Consider the following 26405-nt stretch of genomic DNA (forward strand, 5'->3'; position numbering starts at 1 on the left):
TAATGGTTATTCGGGCATCCCGTGAGAGATCCAGCAGGCAATAGAATCACGCATTCCCACACTCAGGTCGGGGAATCTGCTGGGCGGCATATCTGCGTCCGCACTGATTACGCGCGAGCGGAAAATCGCTTCATTGCTGGTGAGATACGTTTTCAACTTCGCATAGGTAGTAAAATCGGATGAAGCAGTGGCACCGGTACCTTTATGGCAACCTCTGCTTGTGCAATTTCCTGCTATGGAAGTGAGAACATAGGAGGAAGTGATAACAGCTGTGTCACAGGCAGTGACAGGGATTCCTGGATCAGGAGCCGGGGCTTGTTCGGCAGTGCATCCATATGCTAAAGCTAATAGCAATACGGGTAACAAATTTGCTCTCATAGGTTTTTTTGAGTTGGGCACGGGTTTTATGGCCCGTTGGGTTGAAAATATGGCTATTCTGTTTAGAACGTTCTCTGCAAAAATAAATTATAATGTAAAAAAATAATATTTTGATTTTCGGTATTCTATGTTATGAACTCTTGCTCAACTCCCGGAATTTGATACTTTTGTTTCTATGAACATAGATCAGCTGTACGATATTTATAAAAAACATACGTCTATTCAAACAGATACCCGGCAACTAAAAGCAGGCGATATGTTTTTTGCCTTGAAAGGGTCCAATTTCAATGGCAATACTTATGCTGCAGCAGCCCTGGAAAATGGAGCTGCTTTCGCAGTAATAGATGAAGAGAAATATTATACACAGCCAGATAAGATGATGCTGGCAACAGACGTGCTCGAAACCCTTCAGCAGCTGGCATTGCGGCATCGTCAGGAACTGAAGATCCCTTTTCTGGCTATTACCGGCACTAACGGTAAAACCACTACAAAAGAGCTGATAAGTGCGGTATTGTCTTCTACTTTCAGAACCACTGCTACAGCAGGTAATCTGAATAATCATATAGGCGTACCCTTAACCATTCTGCGTATTCCGGCCAATGCAGAAATGGCTGTTATAGAAATGGGTGCTAATCATGAACATGAAATAGAAAGTTATTGCCGGATAGCATTGCCCACACACGGTATTATCACCAATATAGGTAAGGCACACCTGGAAGGTTTTGGCAGTGAAGAAGGTGTACGCAGGGCTAAAGGAGAACTGTATAATTTTTTACGTGATAACGGGGGAACAGTATTTCTTTATAATGAATATTCTTACCTGGAGGAAATGAGCAAAGGAATAAAAGAAGTAATCACCTACGGGAAAACTAACGCAGATTATACAGGACAACCACTTGCAGATACTGCACTACTGGGCGTGAAAGTAGATACAACTGGCACTATCTCCACTCAACTGGTGGGCGCTTATAACTTCCCGAATGTAATGGCGGCAGTAGCTACAGGTAGCTATTTTGGCGTACCCGGCAGCAATATCAATGCAGCAATTACCGCATATACACCATCCAATAACCGTTCACAGGTTATTCAACAGGATAGTAATACCATTATCATGGATGCTTACAATGCAAATCCATCCAGCATGAAAGCAGCCATTGAAAATTTTGCAGGCATCAATGCCACCAAAAAAGTATTGCTGCTTGGAGCAATGAAGGAACTGGGAGAAGATAGTGTGAAAGAACATCAGGCACTGATAAATATGCTGCAACGTACTCACTGGCATGCGGTAGTACTGGTAGGAGGAGATTTCAGTAAAGCAGAACATCCTTATCTATACCTGGAAAATGCAGCAGAGGCTGGCTCCTGGTTAAAACAACAACAGTTCACTGATACGTATATATTAATTAAAGGATCGAGAAGTGTGGGCATGGAAAAGGTTATATAAAAAAAGAGACCTGCAGGTTAAAGAACCCGCAGGTGTTCATAACCTATGCCAACTTTAGAGTAATTCTAAAAGATTTAAATATCATTATAGTGTACGATCAGATCGTATAAATAATTTTTGTTTGACTTGTTTAATTGATGAGGTTTAATTCCGGCAACAAATGAGGAATAATAATAGGTTATACCCAGGTTTGATGCGTAAACTACGCTGCGAACATTCTCATACAATCTTAACAACAAGGTATGCTACTAATTGTTTAAACTTAACTGAAATAGTTTTCTCTTTCTAACGTGATTCTTCTGGTGTCTGCAATTATATACGGTGAGTGATAATGGACGGATTTAATTACTCAAAAGATTTTTCATACTGGCATTTCCTGGCACAATTCAATCAATACTCCGCTGGTATCTTTAGGGTGTAAAAAACATACCAGTTTATTATCTGCACCTCGCTTGGGAACCGGCTGTAATAATGTAAATCCTTCGGCCGATAAACGCTCCATTTCTGCTACAATATCCTTTACTTCAAAGGCAATATGGTGCATTCCCTCTCCTTTTTTTTCCAGGAAACGGGCAATCACACTTCCCGGACTGGTAGCTTCCAGCAATTCTATCTTTGTATCCCCCTGCTGGAAAAATGCAGTTTGCACCTGCTCACTTTCTACTGCTTCCTTTTTATAACAGGGACTGTTCAGTAACTTCTCGAACAGAGGAACAGATACCTGTAATGATTGTACGGCAATACCAATGTGTTCAACTTTAAGCATAACAGCAAGTTAGCATTTTTACGGTGTAGGAAGGAACCGCAGGATCGTAAATCTCGTAGATGATTATAGACCCTCTCTATACCCTCATCAGTACTTATAATGTATGAACAGTTTATTAAGCGTAATTTTGTCTTAATAATTCGTCACTCATAAAGATCTGTGCCACTATGTTAAAGTTGCCCGTTTATCTTGACAACAATGCTACAACACCCTGCGATCCGCGGGTTGTAGAAACAATGCTTCCTTATTTCACTGAGATCTTCGGGAATGCTTCCAGTCGTAACCATTCCTACGGATGGGCGGCAGAAGCTGCTATAGATCTTGCACGTGAGCAGGTAGCTGCACTGATAGGCGCTGATCCCAAAGAAATAATCTTCACCTCCGGTGCTACTGAGGCAGATAACCTGGCACTGAAAGGCGTATTTGAGATGTATGCCAGCAAAGGCAACCACATCATTACTACTGAAATAGAACATAAAGCAATACTCGATACCTGCAAACACCTGGAAAAGCTGGGAGCAGAGGTGACTTACCTGAAAGTGGATAATGAAGGCCTTCCCAACCTGATAGAACTGGAAGCTGCCATTACACCCAAAACCATCATGGTGGCAATAATGTATGCCAATAATGAAATTGGGGTAATTAATCCAATCCGTGAAATCAGTGCAATTGCCAAAAGAAATGGCGTACTGATGATGAGCGATATCACACAGGCTGCCGGCAAAATCCCTGTAGATGTGGACCGCGATGGAATAGATCTGGCTGCTTTCAGCGCCCATAAAATGTACGGTCCTAAAGGGGTAGGCGCCCTGTATGTGCGTCGGAAATCACCCCGTGTAAAAGTTACTTCGCAGATGGATGGTGGCGGTCATGAAAGAGGGATGCGCTCCGGGACACTGAACGTACCAGGAATTGTAGGTTTTGGGAAAGCCTGTGAACTAAGCTTTCAGGAAATGAACGCAGAAGGCAAACGGTTGTCCCTCTTGCGCGATAAACTGGAAAATGCGTTGTTGCAAATGGAAGAGTCTTATGTAAATGGCTCCCGTACACATCGCCTTCCCCATGTAACTAATATCTCTTTCAGATATGTGGAAGGAGAAGCGCTGATGATGGGATTCAATAAGAATCTCGCTTTATCGTCCGGCTCAGCCTGTACCTCAGCATCTCCTGAACCCAGTTATGTACTCAAAGGACTTGGACTGGGCGATGATCTGGCCCACTCTTCCCTGCGCTTTGGACTGGGACGTTTTACTACAGAAGAAGAAATTGACTATACTATCCAGGCCGTAACTGATACTGTGAATAAACTGCGGGACATCAGTCCACTGTGGGAAATGTTCAAGGAAGGCGCGGATATGACGGAATATTATTGACATTTTTATACTTATACTTATGGCTTACCCGGAGAAAATACTGGATTATTACAATAACCCAAGGAATGCCGGCACACTGGATAAAGCAAAAATCAATGTGGGAACGGGACTCGTGCATGTACCGGGATATATTGAAGTGATCCGGTTACAAATAGAAGTAGATCCTGCCACCAGCGTGATCTCAGATGCAAAGTTCAAAACCTTTGGAAGCGGAGCTGCCATTGCAGCATCTTCACTGGCAACCGAATGGATCAAGTTTAAAACTCTTCAGGAAGCATCACAGATCGATGATATGTATCTCGTTGAAGAACTAAACCTGCCTCCCTCAAAGATTCATTGTGCTGCTTTGGTAGAGGATGCCATCAGAGCTGCTATCAACAATTACAGGTTAAAGAACGGATTGGAAGAACTCCGGTTTGAGGAGGTTACTACTGATTTTGAAGCATAAGTTGCTATCCATCCCTGCCTGAAACTTATATACTATCTTCAGATTTTAATAACAATCCCCCCCATTATTGCGTTAATCAGCTAGTAATTGATCATTTTTAATTATATATATTTGTACTTTCAGTCATTACTATGCTAGCAATTTTCAAAAAGGAAATACATCAGTTTTTCAGCAGCATTACAGGTTATGTGGCCATTATTCTTTTTTTGCTGGCTAATGGGCTTCTCCTGTTCGTGTTCCCTGATACCAGCCTGCTGGATTATGGATATGCAAACCTGAATCCGCTATTTGAGCTGGCACCACTAATCTACTTATTACTGATACCTGCCATTACCATGCGCAGTTTTGCGGATGAATTCAAAACAGGTACAATGGAGTTGCTCAGCACCAAACCACTTACCTGGTGGCAGATAGTGCTGGGTAAATTTGGAGCCGGAACACTGGTTGTTCTCATTTCACTGGTACCCACTATCGTTTATTATGTGGCTATCCGCCAGCTGAGTGCGAATCCTTCCAGCCTTGATAACGGAGGTATTGCTGGTTCTTACATAGGACTGTTTTTACTGGGAGCTGTATTCACCGCTATTGGTGTATGGTCTTCCTCCCTTACCTCCAATGCTGTCGTTGCCTTTCTCACCGCTATTTTCACCTGTTTCATATTTTATTACGGCTTTGATGCGTTAAGTAAGCTGCCGGCATTTACTGGTAGTGCAGACTATTACCTTCAAATGGCCGGAATCCGGTTTCATTATATTTCTATCAGCAGAGGTGTGATAGACAGCCGGGACATTGTATATTTTGTCAGTGTAATCGGGCTAATGCTTTACCTTACCAGGTTGTCATTGCAGCGCAGAATCTGGGATTAATCTTTAAGTAACAATTATCATTGTGGCTATCAACAGAAGGAAACAATATTTACAGCGTGCGATTGTTGTTATAGGTGTGCTGGCAGGAATTAACATACTGGCAGCTTATCTCCACAGCCGTTGGGACCTTACCGCAGAAAAACGATATACACTCACTCCCCATACCAAACAATTGCTGCGGGGACTGGACAGCACAGTGACTATAGAAGTATTCCTCAAAGGTGATTACCCAGCCAGTTTTAAACAACTGGCACAGTCTACACAGGAATTACTGGAAGAATTCAGAGAATATGGTGGTAAACATATCCAGTTCTCCTTTCAAACTCCCGGCCAGGGACTGACAGACTCCGCCCGCCTTGCTTTTCAGCAGTCGCTGGTAGAAAGAGGCATTACTCCATTTAACATGCAGGTGCAGGAAGATGCCAGCCAGGGATATTCTGAAAAACTGATCTTTCCCGGTGCCTTACTGCATTATGGTAATAAAACTATCGGAATCAATCTGCTCAAAAACCAGGGAGGAGCAAATCCGCTGGAAACAATGAACAGCTCTGAATCCCTGCTGGAATACCAGTTTTCCAGTGCTATTTATCATTTACAGCAAAAGCAACAGCCACTGGTGGGTTATATGCTGGGTAACGGGGAAATGCTGGGTGCTGAAGTGTTTAGCGCCCTTACTACCATGCAGAGCAACTATCTGCTGGATACTATCACACTTCAATATGTATCACATATTCCGAAGGATTTTAATCTCATTGTGTTTGCTAAGCCAATCAACCGTTTTTCTGATGAGGATAAACTGAAGATAGACCAGTATGTGATGAATGGCGGGAAAGTGATCTGGTTTATAGATGAACTGAATGTGTCAATGGATAGCCTGCAGCATCATGAAAGTTATGCGGCACTTGATCAGGCTCTGAACCTGGAAGATCTGCTGTTTCGCTATGGGGTACGCATTAACCAGGACCTGCTGCAAGATCTGCAATGTGATCAGATTCCGCAAATTGTAGGACATAATGGTAACCAGCCCCAGTTTGCGCTGGTGCCTTTTCCATATTTTCCTTTATTGGCGCCAACAGGAGCACACCCTATTGTAAAAAATATGGATCCCATCCTCAGCCATTTTGCCAGTTCCATAGATACCGTAAAAGGTGGTGGAATCTCCAAAACTATCCTCCTGACCACCTCCAACAGCACTCGTGCAGTAGGTGCTCCGGTAGAACTGAGCTGGAACGATCTGCGGGTGAAGCCTAATACACGCCAGTTTACCAAACATAACCTGCCGGTAGCGGTATTGCTGGAAGGGAAATTCACTTCCTTATTCCACAACAGACTTGATGTAGCTACACAACAGGCGCTACAACAAGGCACTGGCATGGCTTTCAAAAATAGTAGTGACGGGATGAACAGTATGATTGTGGTGAGTGATGCTGATATTATTACAAACGCCGTTTCTCAGAAAGATGGCCCTTTACAGATGGGGATTAATATGTATAATCCGTCTGTAGTCTTTGCCAACAGAGAATTTCTCCTCAATTCACTGGAATATCTCACCGGCAACTCAGGTATTATGGAAGCCCGTAATAAAGAACTCACGCTGAGATTGTTAGATGCAGAAAAAATTAAACAGGAAAAAACGAAGTGGCAGGTGATCTGTTTCCTTGTCCCTATTGGTATAATCTTGCTTTTTGCTGTTATTTTCCAGTTTATCAGACAACGAAAATTTGAGCAGTAACCAATAAATTTTATTCTCCTACGTTCTCTAATTGTTTAAGGAGCAATAGTTAAGGTATATTACACCTATCTTTGTGCCTATTAAAAGGCCAATACTTGCCCCGGTATATTTATTGTATATAGCCATTGTACTTTGCCCCGGCAATTCAATTGTATATTATTCATAAGTAGAACAGCATCCCGGACAAGCCGGGATATGCCGGGAAGATCACAAAAAATTAAATCCATCAGTGTATAACGCAGAAAGTATCAGCAAGGTGCTGAAAGGTGAATTATTACAGCAAACGGGTAATCCGGAGATTGAACACATTTTACTGGATAGCCGGAAACTGACTTTTCCAGAAACTTCTCTTTTCATTCCGTTGGTAAGCACCCGGCGGAATGCCCACCAGTATATGGAAGAGGTATATGAAAAAGGAGTAAGTAATTTTGTGGTAAGTGAACCCCTCCCCGCAGGCAAATTTCCCAAAGCCAATATTATATTGGTAAAGGATACCATGCATGCACTACATATGCTGGTCGCTTTTCACCGTCAGCATTTTCAGATTCCGGTTATCGGAGTTACGGGCAGTAACGGTAAAACCATCGTAAAAGAATGGCTCTACCAGTTGCTGGAAAAGGACTACAACATTGTTCGCAGCCCTAAAAGCTACAATTCCCAGATAGGTGTTCCTTTGTCAGTATGGCAAATGAAACCCGAGCATACACTGGCTATTTTTGAAGCCGGCATTTCCCAGCCGGGCGAAATGGAGCACCTGGAAAAGATTATCCGCCCTACTATCGGCATCTTTACCAATATAGGCGAAGCTCATAGTGAAGGCTTCCTCAACATCAGACAAAAGATCAATGAAAAGCTGGTATTGTTTTCCAAAAGCGACCTGTTGATCTACAATAAAGACTATCTCGTGCTGAATGAGTGTGTGAATACTTTCCATAGTGTAGTAGGAAAAAAAGATAATCATGAAGGATTACAGTTATTCACCTGGTCGCGCAAAACGGATGCAGACCTGCGCGTTACCAGTGTAGATAAAAATAATAATCGTACCCGCATAGATGCGCTATATAAAAGTGCCCCCCAAACTATCACTATTCCTTTTGTGGATGAAGGGTCTATTGAAAATGCAGTCCACTGCTGGGCACTGATGATCCACCTGGGTATGGACCCGGTAGTGATCCAACAGCGGATGGACCAGCTGGGCAATATTGCTATGCGGCTGGAACTGAAACAGGGTATTAATAACTGCTCTATTATTAATGACAGTTATAATTCCGACCTGGGCTCCCTCACCATTGCCCTGGACTTTTTACAGCAGCAACATCAGCATCCCACCCTCACAGTAATACTGAGCGATATATTACAAAGTGGAAAAAGTGATGCATCTCTTTATGAAGAAGTAGCCAGCCTGCTGCAACAGAAGGGGATCAATAAACTGATCGGTATTGGTAAGAACATCTGCCGGGAGAAAAAAAGCTTCCAGCAGGTAGCTGATCTGAAAAGTCATTTTTACCTGACTACAGAAGAGTTTATACAAAACTTCAATTCCCAGGACTTCCAGCATGAAACCATTCTGCTAAAGGGCGCACGTATCTTTGAATTTGAGCGGATTGGTAAACTGCTGGAGCAGAAAGTACATCAGACCATACTGGAAATCAATCTCAGTGCGGTTTCCCATAACATTAAACAATACCAGGCATTACTGCAGCCATCTACCAAAATGATGGCAATGGTAAAAGCATTTTCTTACGGCAGCGGCAGCTTTGAAATTGCCAACCTGCTCCAGTTTCATGGTATTGACTATCTCGCAGTCGCTTATGCTGATGAAGGAGTGGAGCTGAGAAGGACCGGTATTACCATGCCCATTATGGTAATGAACCCGGAGCCCAGTTCTTTTGATGCCATCCTGCACTGGAACCTGGAACCGGAAATATATTCTCTTCACCTGTTACGGCAGTTCGAAGAAGAGGTAATCATTTCCGGTAAAACGCATTTCCCCATTCATATTAAACTGGATACGGGCATGCACCGGCTGGGCTTTGAGAAGAAAAATATTCCGGAACTGGCGTTATTATTAACTGACAATGCACACCTTAAAGTGAAATCTGTCTTCAGTCACCTGGCAGGCAGTGAAGATTCCGCTATGGACAATTTCACCAAACAGCAGGGGGAATTGTTCTTTGAGATGAGCCATGAACTGCAGAAAGCATTGGGTAATGCCGTAATCCGGCATATATCCAACAGTGCGGCAATACGGCGACATCCCAACCTGCAGCTGGACATGGTAAGACTGGGAATAGGAATGTACGGTATAGACAGCAGTGAGGATATGCAGTCCCAGTTGCGTCCGGTAAGTACATTAAAAACAACGGTAGCACAGGTAAAACACCTGGAAAAAGGAGAAACAGTAGGGTATGGAGGAAGATGGAAGGCCAATGGAACATCTGTAATTGCCACAGTACGCATAGGGTATGCAGATGGTTACCCCCGCCGCCTGAGTAATGGCGCGGGTAAGATGCTGGTACGCGGGCAATTAGCTCCTATAGCGGGCACAGTAGCAATGGATATGTTGATGCTGGATGTAACGCATATTCCGGATGTAACCGAAGGCGATGAAGTGATTGTTTTTGGAGAAGGACTACCGGTACAGCAACTGTCAAATTGGGCAAATACCATCCCTTATGAAATATTAACAGGAATTTCTCAGCGTGTGAAGCGTGTATATTTCCAGGAATGACCAGAAATTCCGATTTTGCACTTTATTAGTACTTTTAACAAAATTTATTCCCTTTGAAATATCGTCACGTAATTTGGATTGTAGTGCTGGTGCTGGTTGTAGACCAGGCATTGAAGTTTTGGATTAAAACTCACATGAATTTTAATCAGGAATACAACATTTTCCCTAATTGGTTCCGTATACATTTCATCGAAAATGACGGTATGGCTTATGGAATGAAGTTTGGCGGCAATGCCGGTAAAGTATTGCTGACCTTGTTCCGACTGGCAGCTGTAGTATTAGGCTTCAGATATATGAAGAAGCTGGTAACACAGCAATACAGCAATGGGCTGCTGATCTGTGGATCACTGATCCTGGCGGGCGCTGCCGGCAACCTGATAGACAGCATGTTCTACGGGATGATCTTCTCTTCTACCAATTATTATGAAATAGCTAAATTCCTGCCTGCTGAAGGTGGTTATGGCACTTTTCTACATGGGAATGTGGTTGATATGCTGTATTTCCCCATTTATGAAGGATATCTGCCAAAGTGGATCCCTTTTAAAGGCGGCGACTACTTCATCTTCTTCCGTCCTATATTCAATGTAGCGGACGCAGCCATCTCTATAGGTGTAGTTTCTATCCTGGTACTCCAGAAACGTTTCTTTGCCAAACACCATGAGAAACTGGCAGAACAGGAGCAGGTTCCTGTAGCAAAATAAGATTAGTAAGAAATATATATTGGCTTTCAGTTGGTTAGAGTGATCTAAAACCAGCTGAAAGCCAATTTTTTTTAGCACCTACCCACCGTTCCCAGCATTTTATTTTCCTCTTTCCTTTGAAAAACTAAATTCCCTTATTACATTTGTCCACAAATTCTATAGACTAATAGATATACTAATATTTACCACCAATAAATTGAACAATGGACAATTCTTTACGATGTTGTTGTAGCATATAGCACTTTACCCGGCAAACCTGTAGGGACAACCAATTTCACTCAACATCTTATCAAACAAATTACAAATAATACAACTGTATGAACAGAACAAGACTTTCCATACGTATAATGTACCCATGGCTGCTTACATTGCTATTGCCTGTATTGGCAAAGGCGCAGCTGAACGGTTCCTATATTATCGGTGGGAGGATTACCGGCGATAAAAATGAAATACTGGCAGGCGCATCCGTACAAATCAAAGGAACTTCCTTTGGCGCACTGGCAGACAGTACCGGACGCTTTGAAATAACAGCCAACACCAAATTTCCGCTGAAACTGGTAGTAAGACTACTTGGTTATCAGCCACAGGAATTTGACATAAAGAATAGTAGCAGCCGCTTGCAGATCCATATGATTACACAATCACTGCTGGTGAATGAAGTGGTGGTATCGGCTTCCCGTCAGTCGGAAAAGCTGTTGAAGTCACCCGTAGCCATTGAGAAACTGGACGTACGGGCCTTGAAAGAAACTCCTGCAGCTTCATTTTACGATGCCATCGGTAACCTGAAAGGAGTGCAGATGACAACAGGCGGACTTACCTTCAAAGTATTCAACACCCGCGGTTTCAACGTTCCCAATAACTTCCGCTTTATGCAGTTGATAGACGGGGTAGACAATCAGGCAGCTACACTGGGTGTGCCTTTGGGAAATGCGATAGGCCCCACTGAACTGGATATATTAAGCATAGAAGTCACTCCCGGCGCCTCTTCTGCCCTTTATGGAATGAACGCTATCAACGGGATGTCTAACCTTATAACAAAAAATCCTTTCCAGTACCAGGGTGTAAGTGTTTACCAGAAACTGGCTTTCAATCACTTTGATGGTAGTGCGGGTTCTCCTAAACCCATCACTGAAACTGCCGTGCGTTATGCGCAGGCATTGAGCAGTAAATTTGCATTTAAGATGAACTTCTCTTATATGCAGGGTACTGACTGGTACGCGGATAGTCACAACGACTTTAATCCTGGTTCCAAAGCCAATCCTGATTTCCCCACATTAACAGGAGCCGACAATGTGGCCAATGATGCCTGGAATAAATATGCAGATCAGAGTACTTTCCCGATTACTGATAAGAACGGAAAATCTTACAATGTATCCCGTACCGGTTACTGGGAGAAAGACCTGGTAGGCGATTACACCGTAAAGAATATCAAATTCGATGGAGCCATCCATTATAAAATAAAACCTAAACTGGAAGCCTCTTACTCTTACAGAGTAGGGCGAATGGACGGTTTCTTTCAGCGTGGTAACCGTATTGGTCTGAAAAATGTACTGGTACAAAATCATAAAGTAGAACTGGTAGGACAGGATTTTACCCTCCGCTCTTATGTATCACTGGAAAACACGGGCAACTCATATAATATGAACCCGCTGGCAGACAACCTGGAAAAATCCTTTAAGACCGATAAAAACTGGCAGAAAGATTATACCACAGCACTGAATGATGCACTTACTTTAGGCGAAGATATAGCAGCAGCACACAGGGCTGCACGTGCAGCTGCTGATAATGGCCGCTGGACTCCCGGCACACCGGAGTTTGATAAGCAACTTGCTAAAATAAAAAGTATCAACGACTGGGATATCTACCCTGTTTCCAAAGACAGTACCAACAAAAGTGGTGGTGCCGCATTGCTCCAGATGAGCCACTTCTATCATGTGGAAGGTACCTGGAACCTGCGTAAATACATCACCTTCATGGACGTACTTGTGGGTGCAGACTATCGTACTTACGAGATCATCCCTGATGGTAACAACTTTGTAGACTTTACCAAACCAATGGATCAGCGTAATACTCCCGGAGGAAAACATATCTGGTATGGTAAAACAGGTGGATTTGCTCAAGTCGGTAAGCTTTTCTTTCATGATCAGCTGAAACTGACAGGTTCTCTTCGTTATGATAAGAGCCAGCAGTTTGATGGTAAGTTCAACCCACGCATTGCGGCGGTGTTTACTACCCCCAACCAGCGTCATAATTTCAGGGCTTCCTGGCAGAATGGATTCCGGTTCCCTTCATTATTTGAAGCATACTCTTTTGTTAATAACGGTGGGGTAAGACGCGTAGGCGGACTGGCATTCATCGAAGATGGTCTGGGTTATTTCAAGAACTCTTACCTTACTTCCTCCGCAACGGCATTTACTACTGCTGTAAACAAAGCTACGAATGCTGATCCTACTGTAACCCGTGCACAAGCGGAAGTAAATAATGCAGGTGTACTGAAAGTGGCAAACCTGGACCCTATTGTTCCGGAACAGATCCATTCATTTGAAGCTGGCTATAAGAGCGTACTGTTTGACAATAAATTATTCGTTGATATTGATGGATATTACAACTCTTATAAACATTTTATAGGACAGGTGGAAGTAGCTGTTCCCAAAACAGGAGACGTAAACAATCAGACCCAGGAAGTACTGGATCAGATGTATGATAAACAATACCAGAACCGCTATCGTGTATGGACCAACAGTAAATCTACCGTTGAGAACTACGGTTTTGCGCTGGGTTTAACTTACAACTTCTATAAAACCTTCACTATCAGCGGTAACGCCAACTATAATACGCTGGCACAGGATAAAACCAAAGACGATGCTTTGATTCCTGGTTTTAATACGCCAAAATGGTTTACTAATGTAAGTATCGGTAACAGGCAGGTATTGCCACATATTGGCTTTAATGTGGTATGGCACTGGCAGGACAACTTCTACTGGCAAAACCTGTTCGGTAATGGTAATGTACCGGCTTACAGCACAGTAGATGCCCAGGTCACTTATGGATTGCCTAAACTTCATACTTCTGTAAAAGTGGGTGGTTCTAACATTTTTAATTCATCTTATTTCCAATACGTTGGGGGGCCTACTATAAAAGGTCTTTATTATGTGGCTATTACATATGATCTGCCTTTCAACAAGTAGAAAAACCTCATTTATAAAGAATAGAGCGGCTGTAAATAGCCGCTCTATTTTTTTGTTTCCATTTGGATATACAATTTATTCAACCTACCTTAGTCTATAATATCTATAGACTAGACTATATAACATTCATTCATGTCGCATAACGAGGTAATTGAGAAGATTGAGAAACAGACAGCCACCGTTGCACGTCAGGAGGTATTAATAGACCTGGTGAACGAAGAAAATCAGAAGAAACCGGCGCTCTGGTTGCTGATTGGACTTATCGCGTTGGCGGTACTGGCGGGAGCCGGGATTTTGTATTACTACAATACTTCCGATGCTACCCATACACGCATCTATGATTTTACTGCTTCCCTTTTTACCAGGGAAGTATTGTTTTATATCTGTGTGGGGCTGGCGGCCCAAATGGTAGACGGTGCCCTGGGCATGGCTTATGGGGCTACTTCTACGTCGCTTTTGCTGGGCCTTGGTATTCCTCCTTCTATTGCGAGTGCCAGTGTACACGTAGCAGAGGTATTCACCACCGGCGCTTCAGGGATCTCTCACTTCCGTTTCGGAAATGTAAACAAGAAACTGTTCTTATATCTTCTGATACCTGGTATCCTCGGATCTGTAACGGGTGCCTACCTGCTTTCCAAAAAGATAGACGGTGATTTCATCAAGCCTTTTATGAGTGCTTATCTGCTGGTATTGGGTATTATAGTTTTACGCAAGGCTTTCCAGGCAAAAAAGGCGAAAAGCAAAACAAAGAGACTGGGCTTTCTCGCGCTTTTTGGTGGTTTCATGGATGCTATTGGCGGAGGAGGATGGGGCCCAATTGTTACTTCTACCTTATTAAGCAAAGGCCGCACAGTACATTATACAATCGGCTCTGTAAACGCAGCTGAATTCTTCATCTCTTTTGCCAGTGCCAGTACTTTCCTGCTGTTCGGTGCTATTACTGGCTGGCCTGTGATCATTGGACTGATTATAGGCGGGGTGATTGCTTCTCCTTTTGCAGCAATACTGGTGAGGAAGATCAAACGCAAACCTATGATGATCATGGTAGGTATCCTGATTATTTTACTAAGCCTTAGAACGATTATCACAACACTGATTCATCACGTGAAATAAAATTAACCATTATTATATTTGATAAAGAAGTCCCTGGCGCTGCCAGGGACTTCTTTGTTTGGGGCTACTGTCTTTAGTAATATCAGGACACAATCTATACTAGTTTCAGGAAGGCCCGGGGAGACATAATAGTGAGTCTATGCATAGAACATACATTGGACATTCGTTGGACATTGGTTGGACAATCTTAGAGCACATAAACGTGTTCTAAGATTGTCCAACCAATGCCCAACGTACGACCAATCCCCCGTCAAATCCAGAAGTCACTCCGAACTTTCCCCGAAGACTCTATTAATTTATACAAATCCTGAATAGCTATAAACCTGGTGACTTTCAAAAAAAAATTCCCGGCTATCTGGAAGGGACAGCCGGGAATTAATATCGGAAAGACTTAATCTTACTAAATTTCTCCTACCATATCGATTGGGTTTACCCAGGCATCAAATTCTTCAGGTTTCACATGACCAAGTTTCACTGCCATTTCTTTCAGGGTAGTACCTTCTTTATGTGCTTTCTGTGCAATTTCTGCTGCCTTATAATAACCAATCTTCGTATTGAGTGCAGTTACCAGCATCAATGAATTGTCTACGTGCTTTTTGATGTTTGCTTCGATAGGCTCAATTCCCACAGCACATTTATCATTGAAGCTCACACAACCATCTCCAATAAGACGGGCAGAATGCAGGAAGTTGAAGATCATTACCGGTTTAAATACATTCAACTCGAAATGACCGGTAGCACCACCAATGTTGATGGCAACGTCATTACCCAATACCTGGGCTACGATCATTGTCAATGCTTCACACTGGGTAGGGTTTACTTTACCCGGCATGATGGAAGATCCTGGTTCGTTGTCCGGAATATGGATTTCGCCGATACCGGAACGTGGACCGGAGCTTAGCATACGGATATCGTTTGCTATTTTCATCAGACTTACTGCTACTGTTTTGAGGGCACCATGTGCTTCCACGATAGCATCGTGAGCCGCCAGGGCTTCAAATTTATTTTCGGCAGTAATGAAAGGCAGTCCGGTAAGTTCAGCTATTTTCTTAGCTACATTTTCAGAATATCCCTTAGGTGTATTAATTCCAGTACCAACGGCAGTACCACCCAGGGCAAGTTCGCTCAGGTGTTCCAGTGTATTCCTGATAGCTTTCAGACCGTGATTCAGTTGGGATACATATCCGCTGATTTCCTGTCCGAGTGTTAAAGGCGTAGCATCCATAAAATGGGTACGGCCTATCTTCACTACATGCTTGAATTCCACAGCTTTGGCAGCCAGGGTATCCCGCAGTTTGGTAATACCGGGGATAGTTATTTCCACCAGCATTTTATAAGCTGCAATGTGCATTGCAGTAGGGAAAGTATCGTTAGATGACTGTGATTTGTTCACATCATCATTGGGATGGATCACTTTATCTTTATCAGCAAGCTGACCGCCGTTGATCACGTGAGCGCGGTAAGCTACTACTTCATTTACATTCATGTTGGACTGGGTACCTGAACCGGTTTGCCACACTACCAGCGGGAACTCGTTATCCAGTTTACCTTCCAGGATTTCATCGCAGGCCTTACCTATTAGTGTTGCCTTTTCTGCTGTCAATACGCCAGCATCCAGATTGGTCAGCGCTGCTGCTTTTTTCAGGTAAGCAAACGCTTTGATAATCTCCCTGGGCATCCTGTTGATATCCTGTGCGATCTTGAAATTATCGATAGATCGTTGTGTCTGAGCGCCATAGTAAGCATCTACCGGCACTTTCACTTCGCCCATCGTGTCTTTCTCTATTCTATATTCCATATACTTGATTTTTGCGGTACAAACCTAAGTAATCAATAGCACTTTTTGTTTCGCAAAGCGGAACTATTCTCCTGTAAATATTGCTTTCTCCTTCTTTATGAATGCGGCGGCCCCTATCTGAAGGTCTTTAGTGGCAAAGCAGGCACTGAATTCTGCTATTTCAAGTTCATAGCTATCAATATCCTTATCAAATGCCGCATTAGCACATTTAATTACCCGGGCAATGGCGAGCGGAGCCCTGGTATGAATCGTTTTAAGAATTTCTTTGGCTTTGGCAATCAGCTCTTCCGATGGTACTACATAGTTAACAAGACCCCATGCCAGGGCATCATTTGCATTAATCATATTCCCGGTCATCATCAGTTCCAATGCCTTTCCCTTTCCTATCAGGGCGGTAAGCCGCTGGGTACCACCATAACCGGGAATCAGTCCCAGTTTTACTTCCGGTTGCCCGAATTCAGCATTTGCTGATGCGATCCTGAAATGACAGGCCATTGCCAGCTCACAACCACCTCCTAATGCGAAACCATTCACCGCTGCTATAATTGGTTTTGGAGAATCTTCGATACGTTTGAAAATTACATGTCCTTTTTTAGCCAGTTCTATTCCCTGCTGGGCAGATATAGTAAGAAACTCTGCAATATCTGCTCCTGCCACAAAAGCCTTTTCTCCTGTACCGGTTATTACTGCGCTTTTAATTTGCGTGTTAGTATAAATTTCATCTATAGCCAATGCCAGTTCTGTCATCACCTCCTGGTTCAGCGCATTCATTTTATCCGGCCTGTTGATATAGATAAAGAAAATATTATCAGTGAGTTCGGTACGAATAGTTTGATACATGATAATCCGGGTTTTGTTAGAGGAACTAATTTAAGTCATAAAACGGAGAGTGGAACGATAATACTATTTTAGATTCCCTTAAGTCATATAGTACTCTCTGCCCAATCAGACATAATTCAAACAGGAAGTAAAGAGGCTCATCCTACGTCTTTTAACGTAAGATGAGCCTCTTTACTTCCTGTTCAGGACATATCTGAAGTATCTTTATAGTATAGTCAGGTTATAGCCTTAGAAGTGTTTTTCCCAATGATGGCTATGTTTTTTGTGTTCCCAATGGGCTTTCATACTACGATGATCTGGTACCCGTCCAAAATCATACGTGATGGTGGCAAAGAACATTTTTGATTCCACATCTTTATAGGGCTGAGTGGATACACCGTTCACTGTTTCCTTAAAATCTTTATTGAAGAAGTCATTCGGGTAATACTGGATTTTTAATCCAAAGCCAGGGCTTACACGTAATCCTGCAAAGAGGGAGGGCATTAGCAATGGAGTACGATCACTGAACCACTCATTGAATTTATGTACTTTATCTCCGTTCAGGAATTTTTTCTCTTTATAATTAAAGGCAAGATCGTAAGAGCCTCCGGCAAAAAAGAAGAATTTGCCTCTTCTTAGATCCCCTATTTTGAATCCCAGTGGAACACCTACAGTGTATACACGACGTTTCAGTTTTACAGAGTCATTATCTTTAGTAATCAGCCCTATGTTTTTGAGGTTGAGACCAGTGAAAATGCCAAAGTTATTGCCAAAATCGTAGTTGAAGTTATTCCCCACATTAAAGAAGATGGTAAAGCGTGGAATATTCCTCACATGATCACCTGCGTATTTAATATCCCCGAAAGACAATAATGGACCATCTCCACCCCAGGTTATGTAGCTTTTTTTATGATGAACAGGATATCTGTCAAAACTCATCCAATCATGTCCGGAGGAATCCGAAGGAGTCTCCTGAGAGAAAGCAGAGAGCTGTAACAAGCACAGCAGCATGGGAAACAGGTAAAACTTGGAGTTCATATTATTGATAATTGTACCAGGAAAGACGACCGGGTCAGAAAAAGGTTACAATAAATTTAAAAATCCCTGTGGGTAGCCACCCATTCATTGATATATATCGCAATGTCTTCTGTCCGGGTGCCGGGGGGAAAGAGTTTACCAACACCGATTTCATTCAGTTCATTCATATCTGGCTGTGGTATAATGCCCCCGCCGGTCAGCAGCACATCATCCATTCCTTTTTCTTTCATGAGTGCCATAATACGGGGAAATACAGTCATATGAGCACCTGACAGGATACTGACACCAATAGCATCCACATCCTCCTGCAGAGCGGCATTCACCACCATATCGGGCGTTTGACGCAGCCCGGTATAGATTACCTCCATACCGGCATCCCGGAGTGCTGCTGCTATTACTTTTGCACCGCGATCATGGCCATCCAGGCCCACTTTAGCTACCAATACCCGCACGGGGCGTTTCAGGGGGTTCTCCATAAACGTTTCGGTTGTTAAGGGTTGTAATTTAGGATTTTTTAGTCCACAGACCATGAATCTATGGACTACTGGACTTTTTACTACCTTTGCCGTCCGAAATATATAATCTATATGAGTGAAGAAAAGTCTCTGAATTTTCTGGAACAGATCGTAGAAGAAGACATAGCCAATGGCGTTAACGATGGCAGAGTGCTGACGCGCTTTCCTCCTGAGCCTAATGGTTACCTTCATATTGGTCATGCCAAATCTATTTGCCTCAATTTTGAACTGGCAAAAAAATACAATGGGCAGACCAACCTGCGGTTTGACGATACTAATCCTGTTAAGGAAGATATTGAGTATGTGGATTCTATCAAACATGATATTCAATGGCTGGGATTTGAATGGGCACAGGAACTGTATGCATCAGATTATTTTGAGCAGCTATACGCATTTGCTGTACAACTGATAAAAAAAGAGCTGGCTTATGTAGATGATTCTACTGCAGAAGAGATTGCCGCATCCAAAGGTACACCTACGGTACCGGGTACGCCTACTCTATATCGCAGTCGCAGTGTGGATGAAAACCTGGATCTGTTCGGGCGTATGCGTAACGGAGAGTTCAAAGACGGCGAAAAAGTACTACGTGCCAAAGTAGACCTGGCATCTCCCAACATGCATATGCGTGATCCTATCATCTATCGTATCAAGCATGCCCATCATCATCGTACGGGTGACAAATGGTGCATTTATCCGATGTATGATTTTGCTCACGGACAGAGTGACAGCATAGAAAAGATCACACATTCGATCTGTACGCTGGAATTCATTCCGCATCGTCCGTTATACAACTGGTTCATAGAACAACTGAATATATTTCCGTCTCATCAATATGAGTTTTCACGCCTGAACCTTACTTATACGATCATGAGTAAACGTAAGCTGCTGGAACTGGTGAACGGGCAATTTGTAAGTGGCTGGGATGATCCCCGCATGCCTACTATCAGCGGATTGCGCCGTCGTGGATATACACCTGCAAGCATCCGTGCCTTCTGCGAACGTATAGGCGTACAAAAGCGCGATAACCTGATAGATGTAAGTCTGCTGGAATTCTGCATTCGTGAAGAGCTGAACAAAACAGCCAACCGTGTAATGGCAGTACTTGATCCGGTGAAGTTAGTGATCACTAATTATCCTGAAGGTCAGGTAGAAGAACTTTCTGCAGAGAATAACCAGGAAGATCCCGAAGCTGGACGTCGTATGTTGCCTTTCAGTAACACGTTGTATATCGAAAGAGAAGATTTCATGGAGAATCCTCCGAAGAAATTCTTCCGTCTTGGACCGGGATTAGCAGTACGATTGAAGAATGCTTATATCATCAAAGGAGAAAGTTTCGAGAAGGATGAGAATGGAGAGATAACTACTATCTATTGTACTTATTATCCTGAAAGCAAAAGTGGTATTGATAACAGCGGACTGAATGTAAAAGGCACCATTCACTGGGTGAGTGCGGCTCATGCAGCAAAAGCGGAAATAAGACTGTACGATCGTTTGTTCAATGTAGAAAATCCAGGAAGTGAAGAAGGAGATTTCAAATCATATATCAATCCGGATTCCTTGCAGGTTATTCCAAATGCCTATATAGAGCCGGGACTGGTGAATGCCAAACCTGGAGAGCGTTTACAGTTTTTGCGTAAAGGTTATTTCAGTGTGGATGCAGACAGTACACCGGAGAAACCGGTGTTCAACAGAACAGTAACATTGAAAGATGCATGGGCGAAGGAAGTGAAGAAGGGTTAGTTTCGAAGATAATGCATCAAAAATAAATGAAGGTCCTGAGTAACTGTATATCTCCATCAGGAGCCGAAATAATAAGAGCCTGTATCAGCAATTCGATACAGGCTCTTATTATTATATAATGAAGATGATCAACTATGCATTAATAGCATCTAGTCCTTTTACGATTCGTTCAATCGTTTCATGTTTGCCCAATGTTTCTGCGATATTAAATACCGTAGGACCAAATTTTCCACCACATAACATGATGCGGAAAGGCAGCTGCAACTCACCCACTTTAATATTTATAGAAGTAGCCAATGTTTTGAAGCTTTCTTCTATATTCTCCAGTGTGAAGTCTGACATGGATTCCAGCACAGATGCCCAGTCCATAAAGAACTGTGATTTCTCAGGTGTCCATTTAGGTTTTACAGCCGCTACATCATAATTTTGCGGACGCTGGAAAAAGAAGAACCCGTGATCCCATATTTCGTTTACAAAATGACAGCGTTCTTTTACCATGCCGGCTATTTTGGCAATGTATTCCATGCTTGCATTTTCACCCTTTTCTTTTAGTACGGGCGCAAACAATTCTGCCAGGCGGTTATCATCAGTCTTAACAATGTATTCGTGATTGAACCATTTTGCTTTTTCGAAATCGAACTTAGCACCTGATTTATGTACACGATCCAGGGAGAAGCGTTCGATCATTTCTGTCATTGAAAAGATCTCTTTTCCGGTACCATCGTTCCATCCCAGCATTACCAGCATATTGAGGAATGCTTCAGGGAGGAAACCTATTTCACGGAAGCCTTTTGTGATCTCGTTTGTTTTAGGATCTGTCCAGTTCATAGCGTATACCGGGAAGCCTAAACGGTCACCATCACGTTTGCTCAATTTACCATGACCATCAGGTTTGAGGATCAATGGAAGGTGTGCCCATTTCGGCATTTCCGCTTCCCATCCCAGGTATTTCCACAGGAGTAAATGTACGGGAGCAGAAGGCAGCCATTCTTCACCACGGAAGGCATGGGTGATTTTCATCAGGTAATCGTCCACTACTACCGCAAGGTGATAGGTAGGCATTCCATCTGCTTTCAGCAATACTTTATCATCCACAGTATCAGTATTAAACTGTACATGACCACGTATCAGATCGGTAAAGCTTACTTCTTCATTTGCCGGCATTTTTATACGAACTACATGAGGTGTTCCTTTTTCCAGCAGTGCCGCTGTTTCTTCCGGAGAAAGGCTCACGGAGTTACGCATTTGTAAACGCGCAGCGTAATTATATTGCGGAGAGGGATTCTCTGCCGTTTTCAAATTAGCACGCATTGCTTCCAGCTCTTCCGGTGTATCGAAAGCGTAATAAGCATACCCGTTCTTTACCAGTTGTTCAGCATACTCCCGGTACTGTGCTTTTCTTTCACTCTGCCGGTAAGGCGCATACGGACCTCCCACATGCGGACCTTCATTAGCTTCCAGGCCGCACCATTTCAGGCACTCGATAATATATTCTTCCGCACCGGGCACATAGCGGGTTTGGTCGGTATCCTCTATACGCAGTATGAATTCACCATCATGCTGCTTTGCAAATAAATAATTGAATAAGACCGTGCGTACACCACCCAGGTGCAGTCCGCCGGTTGGACTGGGCGCAAAGCGTACCCGAACTTTCTGTTGTTGCATAAGCGCAAAGGTAAAATATTGTAACTTCATTCCATGTTCTATCTTACTAAAACACCTGCTCTTCTTAAAACAATTTATAAGAGCTGTACCTGGAATTTTTCTCCTGCAAAACCATCGGTGTACCTCACCTTTGATGATGGTCCGCATCCCACGGCCACTCCTTTCGTACTGGAACAGCTCAAAAAATATGAAGCAAAAGCAACTTTTTTCTGTATAGGTAAGAACGTGGTAGAACATCCGGGTATTTACCAGCAGATCCTGGAAGAAGGGCATGCCATTGGCAATCATACACATAATCATCTGAACGGGTGGAAAACAAGTACGGATAAATACTTAGAGAACATAATGGAAGCCCGTAAGTACATCAACTCACCACTTTTCAGGCCACCATATGGAAGGATTACCCCATTCCAGGTAAAACATATTAAGAAGACCATCCCGGGGGCGCAGATCATCATGTGGGATATTTTAAGTGCCGATTTTGACACTGCAATTAATGGAGAGGACTGTGTACAGAATGTTGTTTTTAAAGCGAAGGCGGGGTCTATTATTGTATTTCACGACAGTACGAAGGCATGGGACCGGTTAGAATATAGTTTACCGCGTGTATTGGAGTTTTTCAGGAAGCAGAAATTGTCTATGGATGCCATTCCCTATTAAAATTAGAAAACCCAGGTTCCAAACTTCGTACTGGCATTCGCGCTTTCCGGAGATCTGAACCTGGGTAGTTATTTTAAAGTACTACCTGATTATTTAGGTAATGCTACATTTTTAACTTTATCACCAATACTTACAAGAACCGAGTCATCACACACACCATTACCATAATCAATGGTAGTTATTACAGACTTAAACGTTAATGCCACTTTACCCTTGCCGATATAAGGACAATCAAACTTTCTTACAAGCGCAGCAGAATCACTTATTGTAGCGGTAGCAATATTACCATCGGGATAAGTGAGTGCATCAGAACCTGTAAAGGTATAAACATCGTCTGATGTCGCATCATCACCTTCAGTAGTACCGGCACCGGCAGTTTGTGTAATGGTAAATTTGCTGCCATAACTAATAGTAATAGTATCAATCTGAATAGTACCACCTTTTACCTCTGCACTATATTTATATACATCATTGGTACTCAGGTTGGTGATCAGATCTGTACCGGTTAATTTAACACCGTTTACTGTATAGGTAATAGGTTCTACAGTAACAGTAGCTCCCGGATAACGGAAATAGCCTGTATAAGTTAATTTCAGAATCCCTGCACGGCTGCGACCGGAAACATCGGGACAACCAGTACCGAAATCTACGGTTAGTACTTTAGGCCAATGGTCAATTGTCATATCATCTGCTGTTGGAGTATAGCAATAACCCAGTTTACCTGACTGGTTATTCTTAGCTATACGGCCGGTTTCACTTAATCCCATATTTATACTTACCTCTGCCACAACACTGAAAAGATCATTATATACACTGCTTACGGTAGCTTCATTGCCAGCAGCGCTAATAGACAAATTATCGTTAGCATTTGAAGGAGCAGCATCACTGCCGTTTTTGGTACACGCAAAAAATATGGTAGCAATCAATAACAGGGCGATTACACCTGCAAGGATACGGTTAAAGCAAAAATAGCTTCTCATAAAATAGTATAGTTTTAAAAGAGGTTTTTGGCCGTACTTTTGTACGGGGCTGACAATATTGATATTAAGATTATACAAATATAATTATTTTTACTAATCATATAAAAAAAATTAATATTTAAATATGCAATGGATAGATACGCATGCACACCTGTATGGGGAGGAGTTTGCGACAGACAGGACAGAAATGGTGGAGCGGGCATTAGCGGCAGGCGTATACCAATTATTATTACCTAATATTGACAGCAGCACCATCAATGGAATGCTGGCGCTGGAAGCGCAGTTTCCGGGTAGTTGTCATGCTATGATGGGGATACATCCTTGTTATGTAAACGAAAATGTGGAGCAGGAATTGAGTATTGTCCGGGAATGGCTGGAAAAACGTCCATTTAAAGCTATTGGGGAGATAGGGCTTGATTTTTACCATGATGTAACCTATACAGAACAGCAGTATAAAGCCTTCCGGGAACAATTGGAGCTGGCCCGGCAATACAGTTTGCCGGTATCGATACATGCCAGGGAAAGTACCCGGGAGTGTATTAATGAGGTGAAAGCATTACAGGATGGTCGCCTTAGTGGCGTATTCCACTGCTTTTCCGGAACACTGGACCAGGCTAAAGAAGTGATTGACCTCGGTTTTTATCTGGGAATAGGAGGCGTGGTCACCTTTAAAAAAGCTGGACTCGATAAAATACTGGAAGATATAAACTTAAAATACGTCATTCTGGAAACAGATGCTCCCTACCTGGCACCAGTGCCATACCGGGGAAAACGGAACGAAAGTTCATACATTCCACTGATAGGCGAAAAGATTGCAGATGTAAAAAATCTAACAATAGCCGATATAGCTGAGATTACGACAAGCAATGCACAGAAATTATTCAAAACTAACTAACCATTAAGGCGCTACATTTGCAGGCAATTTGGAACAGCAGCAATGAGTAAAATCCTGATTATCTACACCGGGGGTACAGTAGGGATGATCTACGACGAGAAGACCAAGGCTTTGCGCCCTATCGGGTTCAATGAAATACGCAACAATCTGCCGGAGCTATACCGCATGGGCATTGATTTTTATGTATATGCCTTCAATCCTCCTATAGACTCTTCAGACATGCAGCCGGAGATATGGGTAGAGCTAGCCTCTATTATAGAAGACCGGTACGACAGGTATGATGGGTTCGTAATATTACATGGTTCCGATACCATGTCGTTCACCGCATCTGCCCTGAGCTTTATGCTCGAAAATCTTTCAAAACCAGTAATTCTTACCGGTTCTCAGCTACCCATCGGCAAGATCCGTACTGATGCTAAAGAGAATATCATTACCGCTATGGAAATAGCTTCTACCCGGCATAATGGTCAGGTAGTAGTTCCGGAAGTATGCATCTATTTCGACTTCGCCCTTTTCCGTGGCAACCGCTCCAAGAAATATAACGCTGAAAAGTTCGAAGCCTTCTACTCCATGAACTACCCTCCACTGGCAGAAGCAGGCATCGACATCAAATATAAAACCCAATTCGTACTTCCCACACCGGACAAACCACTGAAAGTACACAAACAGCTGGACGATAATGTGACCGTACTTAAAATGTACCCGGGCATTACCCGCAAAGCCGTAGAAGCAATACTCAGCGTACCAGGATTACGGGGAGTGGTACTGGAAGCCTTTGGTAGTGGTAATACAAATACACAACCCTGGTTCACTGAAAGCCTCAAAAAGGTGATCGATAAAGGCGTAGTGGTAGTGGATATCACACAATGTGATGGTGGTTCCGTAGAACTGGGTAAATATGAAACCAGTCAACCCCTTCAACAGATAGGTGTGATCAGTGGTCATGATATGACCTTTGAAGCAGCAGTAACCAAACTGATGTTCGTCTTAGGCCAGGGACTGAACCCCGAAGCAACAAAGAGCATGATTGAAACTTCTCTGAGAGGAGAATTAACCCCATTCAGTCACGATTGGGAATAATTTGGGAAATATAACCGGAAAGGTTACTTTTGCAATCCCGTAATAAAATTTTCAACCGGAAAGGTGCAGGAGTGGTTGATCTGGCTCGCCTGGAAAGCGTGTATACCGCAAGGTATCAAGGGTTCGAATCCCTTCCTTTCCGCAAACTAGAAAGCCTTCAAGTCGAAAGATTTGGAGGCTTTTTGATGTAATACTTTATTTAAAATATTGATTTAATTCAAAATATCCTTCGCGGATTGGAATTTTGAAAATGTCAGTAGAGTACATCCCATTCCACACACCAAGTAATTCATGATTGTTTTCATCATGATTATCTATGATAAATTTTAGTTCCTTTACTAAATCTTTTTTCCCGGAAACATTGTAAAAGTCAGATTGAGTCCGATTTGTCCAATCAATAAGATAATACCATACCGATTTATCTCTGCTATGAAATGGGAAATTTTCCAAGCTTGTTGCAAACGGCATAAATAGC

General features: G+C 42.8%; 22 protein-coding genes and 1 tRNA gene. 14 read left to right on the top strand and 9 right to left on the bottom strand.

Annotated features, from left to right (window positions below; all coding sequences use genetic code 11):
• Positions 1 to 6 precede the first annotated feature (6 nt).
• Positions 7 to 378 carry a hypothetical protein gene (locus BM176_RS06300; RefSeq protein ID WP_143097732.1) on the bottom strand — a complete coding sequence of 124 codons (372 nt, stop codon included), beginning with the start codon at positions 376 to 378 and terminating at the stop codon, positions 7 to 9.
• A 175-nt stretch (positions 379 to 553) separates the two neighbouring features.
• Here BM176_RS06300 and murF point away from each other — a divergent pair, with 175 nt between their 5' ends.
• Positions 554 to 1822, top strand: coding sequence for a UDP-N-acetylmuramoyl-tripeptide--D-alanyl-D-alanine ligase (gene murF, locus BM176_RS06305; RefSeq protein WP_090100678.1), 1269 nt, complete (start codon positions 554 to 556; stop codon positions 1820 to 1822).
• Between the two features lie 361 nt (positions 1823 to 2183).
• Here the strand turns inward: murF and mce are convergent, their stop codons facing one another.
• Complete coding sequence (gene mce, locus BM176_RS06310) at positions 2184 to 2588, bottom strand: methylmalonyl-CoA epimerase (RefSeq protein WP_090100680.1); 405 nt, start codon at positions 2586 to 2588, stop codon at positions 2184 to 2186.
• A 167-nt stretch (positions 2589 to 2755) separates the two neighbouring features.
• On the opposite strand from mce, the gene BM176_RS06315 reads away from it, so the two are divergent.
• The 8 genes from BM176_RS06315 to BM176_RS06350 all read left to right on the top strand — a co-directional run bounded on the left by BM176_RS06315 (position 2756) and on the right by BM176_RS06350 (position 14740).
• Positions 2756 to 3961, top strand: coding sequence for an IscS subfamily cysteine desulfurase (locus BM176_RS06315; protein WP_090100682.1), 1206 nt, complete (start codon positions 2756 to 2758; stop codon positions 3959 to 3961).
• Positions 3962 to 3980: 19 nt separating this feature from the next.
• Positions 3981 to 4409, top strand: a complete 429-nt coding sequence (locus BM176_RS06320; RefSeq protein ID WP_090100684.1) for an iron-sulfur cluster assembly scaffold protein — start codon at positions 3981 to 3983, stop codon at positions 4407 to 4409.
• A gap of 131 nt (positions 4410 to 4540) precedes the next feature.
• Positions 4541 to 5275, top strand: a complete 735-nt coding sequence (gene gldF, locus BM176_RS06325) for a gliding motility-associated ABC transporter permease subunit GldF (RefSeq protein ID WP_090100686.1) — start codon at positions 4541 to 4543, stop codon at positions 5273 to 5275.
• 22 nt (positions 5276 to 5297) lie between these two features.
• Positions 5298 to 7007: a gliding motility-associated ABC transporter substrate-binding protein GldG gene (gene gldG / locus BM176_RS06330; protein WP_177230314.1), complete on the top strand. Its 1710-nt coding sequence runs from the start codon at positions 5298 to 5300 to the stop codon at positions 7005 to 7007.
• Positions 7008 to 7236: 229 nt separating this feature from the next.
• On the top strand, positions 7237 to 9738 hold the full coding sequence (locus BM176_RS06335) for a bifunctional UDP-N-acetylmuramoyl-tripeptide:D-alanyl-D-alanine ligase/alanine racemase (RefSeq protein ID WP_090100689.1): 2502 nt from the start codon (positions 7237 to 7239) through the stop codon (positions 9736 to 9738).
• 53 nt (positions 9739 to 9791) lie between these two features.
• On the top strand, positions 9792 to 10439 hold the full coding sequence (locus BM176_RS06340; RefSeq protein WP_090100691.1) for a lipoprotein signal peptidase: 648 nt from the start codon (positions 9792 to 9794) through the stop codon (positions 10437 to 10439).
• Positions 10440 to 10756: 317 nt separating this feature from the next.
• Complete coding sequence (locus BM176_RS06345) at positions 10757 to 13627, top strand: TonB-dependent receptor (RefSeq protein WP_090100693.1); 2871 nt, start codon at positions 10757 to 10759, stop codon at positions 13625 to 13627.
• Between the two features lie 132 nt (positions 13628 to 13759).
• Entirely contained in the window at positions 13760 to 14740 is a 981-nt protein-coding gene (locus BM176_RS06350; protein WP_090100695.1) for a sulfite exporter TauE/SafE family protein, read from the top strand.
• 400 nt (positions 14741 to 15140) lie between these two features.
• Here BM176_RS06350 and fumC read toward each other — a convergent pair whose 3' ends face one another.
• The 4 genes from fumC to BM176_RS06370 form a co-directional block, all read right to left on the bottom strand.
• Positions 15141 to 16538: a class II fumarate hydratase gene (gene fumC, locus BM176_RS06355; RefSeq protein ID WP_090100696.1), complete on the bottom strand. Its 1398-nt coding sequence runs from the start codon at positions 16536 to 16538 to the stop codon at positions 15141 to 15143.
• A gap of 63 nt (positions 16539 to 16601) precedes the next feature.
• Entirely contained in the window at positions 16602 to 17378 is a 777-nt protein-coding gene (locus tag BM176_RS06360) for an enoyl-CoA hydratase/isomerase family protein (protein WP_090100698.1), read from the bottom strand.
• Between the two features lie 228 nt (positions 17379 to 17606).
• Positions 17607 to 18395 (bottom strand): outer membrane beta-barrel protein, encoded by a 789-nt coding sequence (locus BM176_RS06365; RefSeq protein WP_143097733.1) that lies wholly within the window; start codon positions 18393 to 18395, stop codon positions 17607 to 17609.
• Between the two features lie 56 nt (positions 18396 to 18451).
• Positions 18452 to 18871: a cobalamin B12-binding domain-containing protein gene (locus tag BM176_RS06370; protein ID WP_090100700.1), complete on the bottom strand. Its 420-nt coding sequence runs from the start codon at positions 18869 to 18871 to the stop codon at positions 18452 to 18454.
• Between the two features lie 111 nt (positions 18872 to 18982).
• Here BM176_RS06370 and BM176_RS06375 point away from each other — a divergent pair, with 111 nt between their 5' ends.
• Positions 18983 to 20650 carry a glutamine--tRNA ligase/YqeY domain fusion protein gene (locus tag BM176_RS06375; protein WP_090100702.1) on the top strand — a complete coding sequence of 556 codons (1668 nt, stop codon included), beginning with the start codon at positions 18983 to 18985 and terminating at the stop codon, positions 20648 to 20650.
• A 132-nt stretch (positions 20651 to 20782) separates the two neighbouring features.
• Here the strand turns inward: BM176_RS06375 and gltX are convergent, their stop codons facing one another.
• Positions 20783 to 22315, bottom strand: coding sequence for a glutamate--tRNA ligase (gene gltX / locus BM176_RS06380; protein ID WP_090100704.1), 1533 nt, complete (start codon positions 22313 to 22315; stop codon positions 20783 to 20785).
• A gap of 33 nt (positions 22316 to 22348) precedes the next feature.
• On the opposite strand from gltX, the gene BM176_RS06385 reads away from it, so the two are divergent.
• Positions 22349 to 22975, top strand: coding sequence for a polysaccharide deacetylase family protein (locus tag BM176_RS06385; RefSeq protein ID WP_090100706.1), 627 nt, complete (start codon positions 22349 to 22351; stop codon positions 22973 to 22975).
• Between the two features lie 89 nt (positions 22976 to 23064).
• Here BM176_RS06385 and BM176_RS06390 read toward each other — a convergent pair whose 3' ends face one another.
• Entirely contained in the window at positions 23065 to 23955 is an 891-nt protein-coding gene (locus BM176_RS06390) for a hypothetical protein (RefSeq protein WP_090100708.1), read from the bottom strand.
• A gap of 124 nt (positions 23956 to 24079) precedes the next feature.
• Between BM176_RS06390 and BM176_RS06395 the strand changes: the two genes are divergently transcribed.
• From BM176_RS06395 to BM176_RS06405, 3 genes are all read left to right on the top strand, one after another.
• Complete coding sequence (locus BM176_RS06395; protein WP_090100710.1) at positions 24080 to 24850, top strand: TatD family hydrolase; 771 nt, start codon at positions 24080 to 24082, stop codon at positions 24848 to 24850.
• Positions 24851 to 24892: 42 nt separating this feature from the next.
• Positions 24893 to 25930: an asparaginase gene (locus tag BM176_RS06400; protein WP_090100712.1), complete on the top strand. Its 1038-nt coding sequence runs from the start codon at positions 24893 to 24895 to the stop codon at positions 25928 to 25930.
• 57 nt (positions 25931 to 25987) lie between these two features.
• Positions 25988 to 26072: transfer RNA gene (locus BM176_RS06405), tRNA-Ser, on the top strand.
• 53 nt (positions 26073 to 26125) lie between these two features.
• On the opposite strand, the gene BM176_RS06410 is transcribed toward BM176_RS06405, so the two are convergent.
• Positions 26126 to 26398 carry a hypothetical protein gene (locus BM176_RS06410; protein WP_090100714.1) on the bottom strand — a complete coding sequence of 91 codons (273 nt, stop codon included), beginning with the start codon at positions 26396 to 26398 and terminating at the stop codon, positions 26126 to 26128.
• Between the last annotated feature and the right edge of the window lie 7 nt (positions 26399 to 26405).

It is taken from the genome of Chitinophaga sp. CF118 (assembly GCF_900112615.1).
GTDB lineage: Bacteria > Bacteroidota > Bacteroidia > Chitinophagales > Chitinophagaceae > Chitinophaga.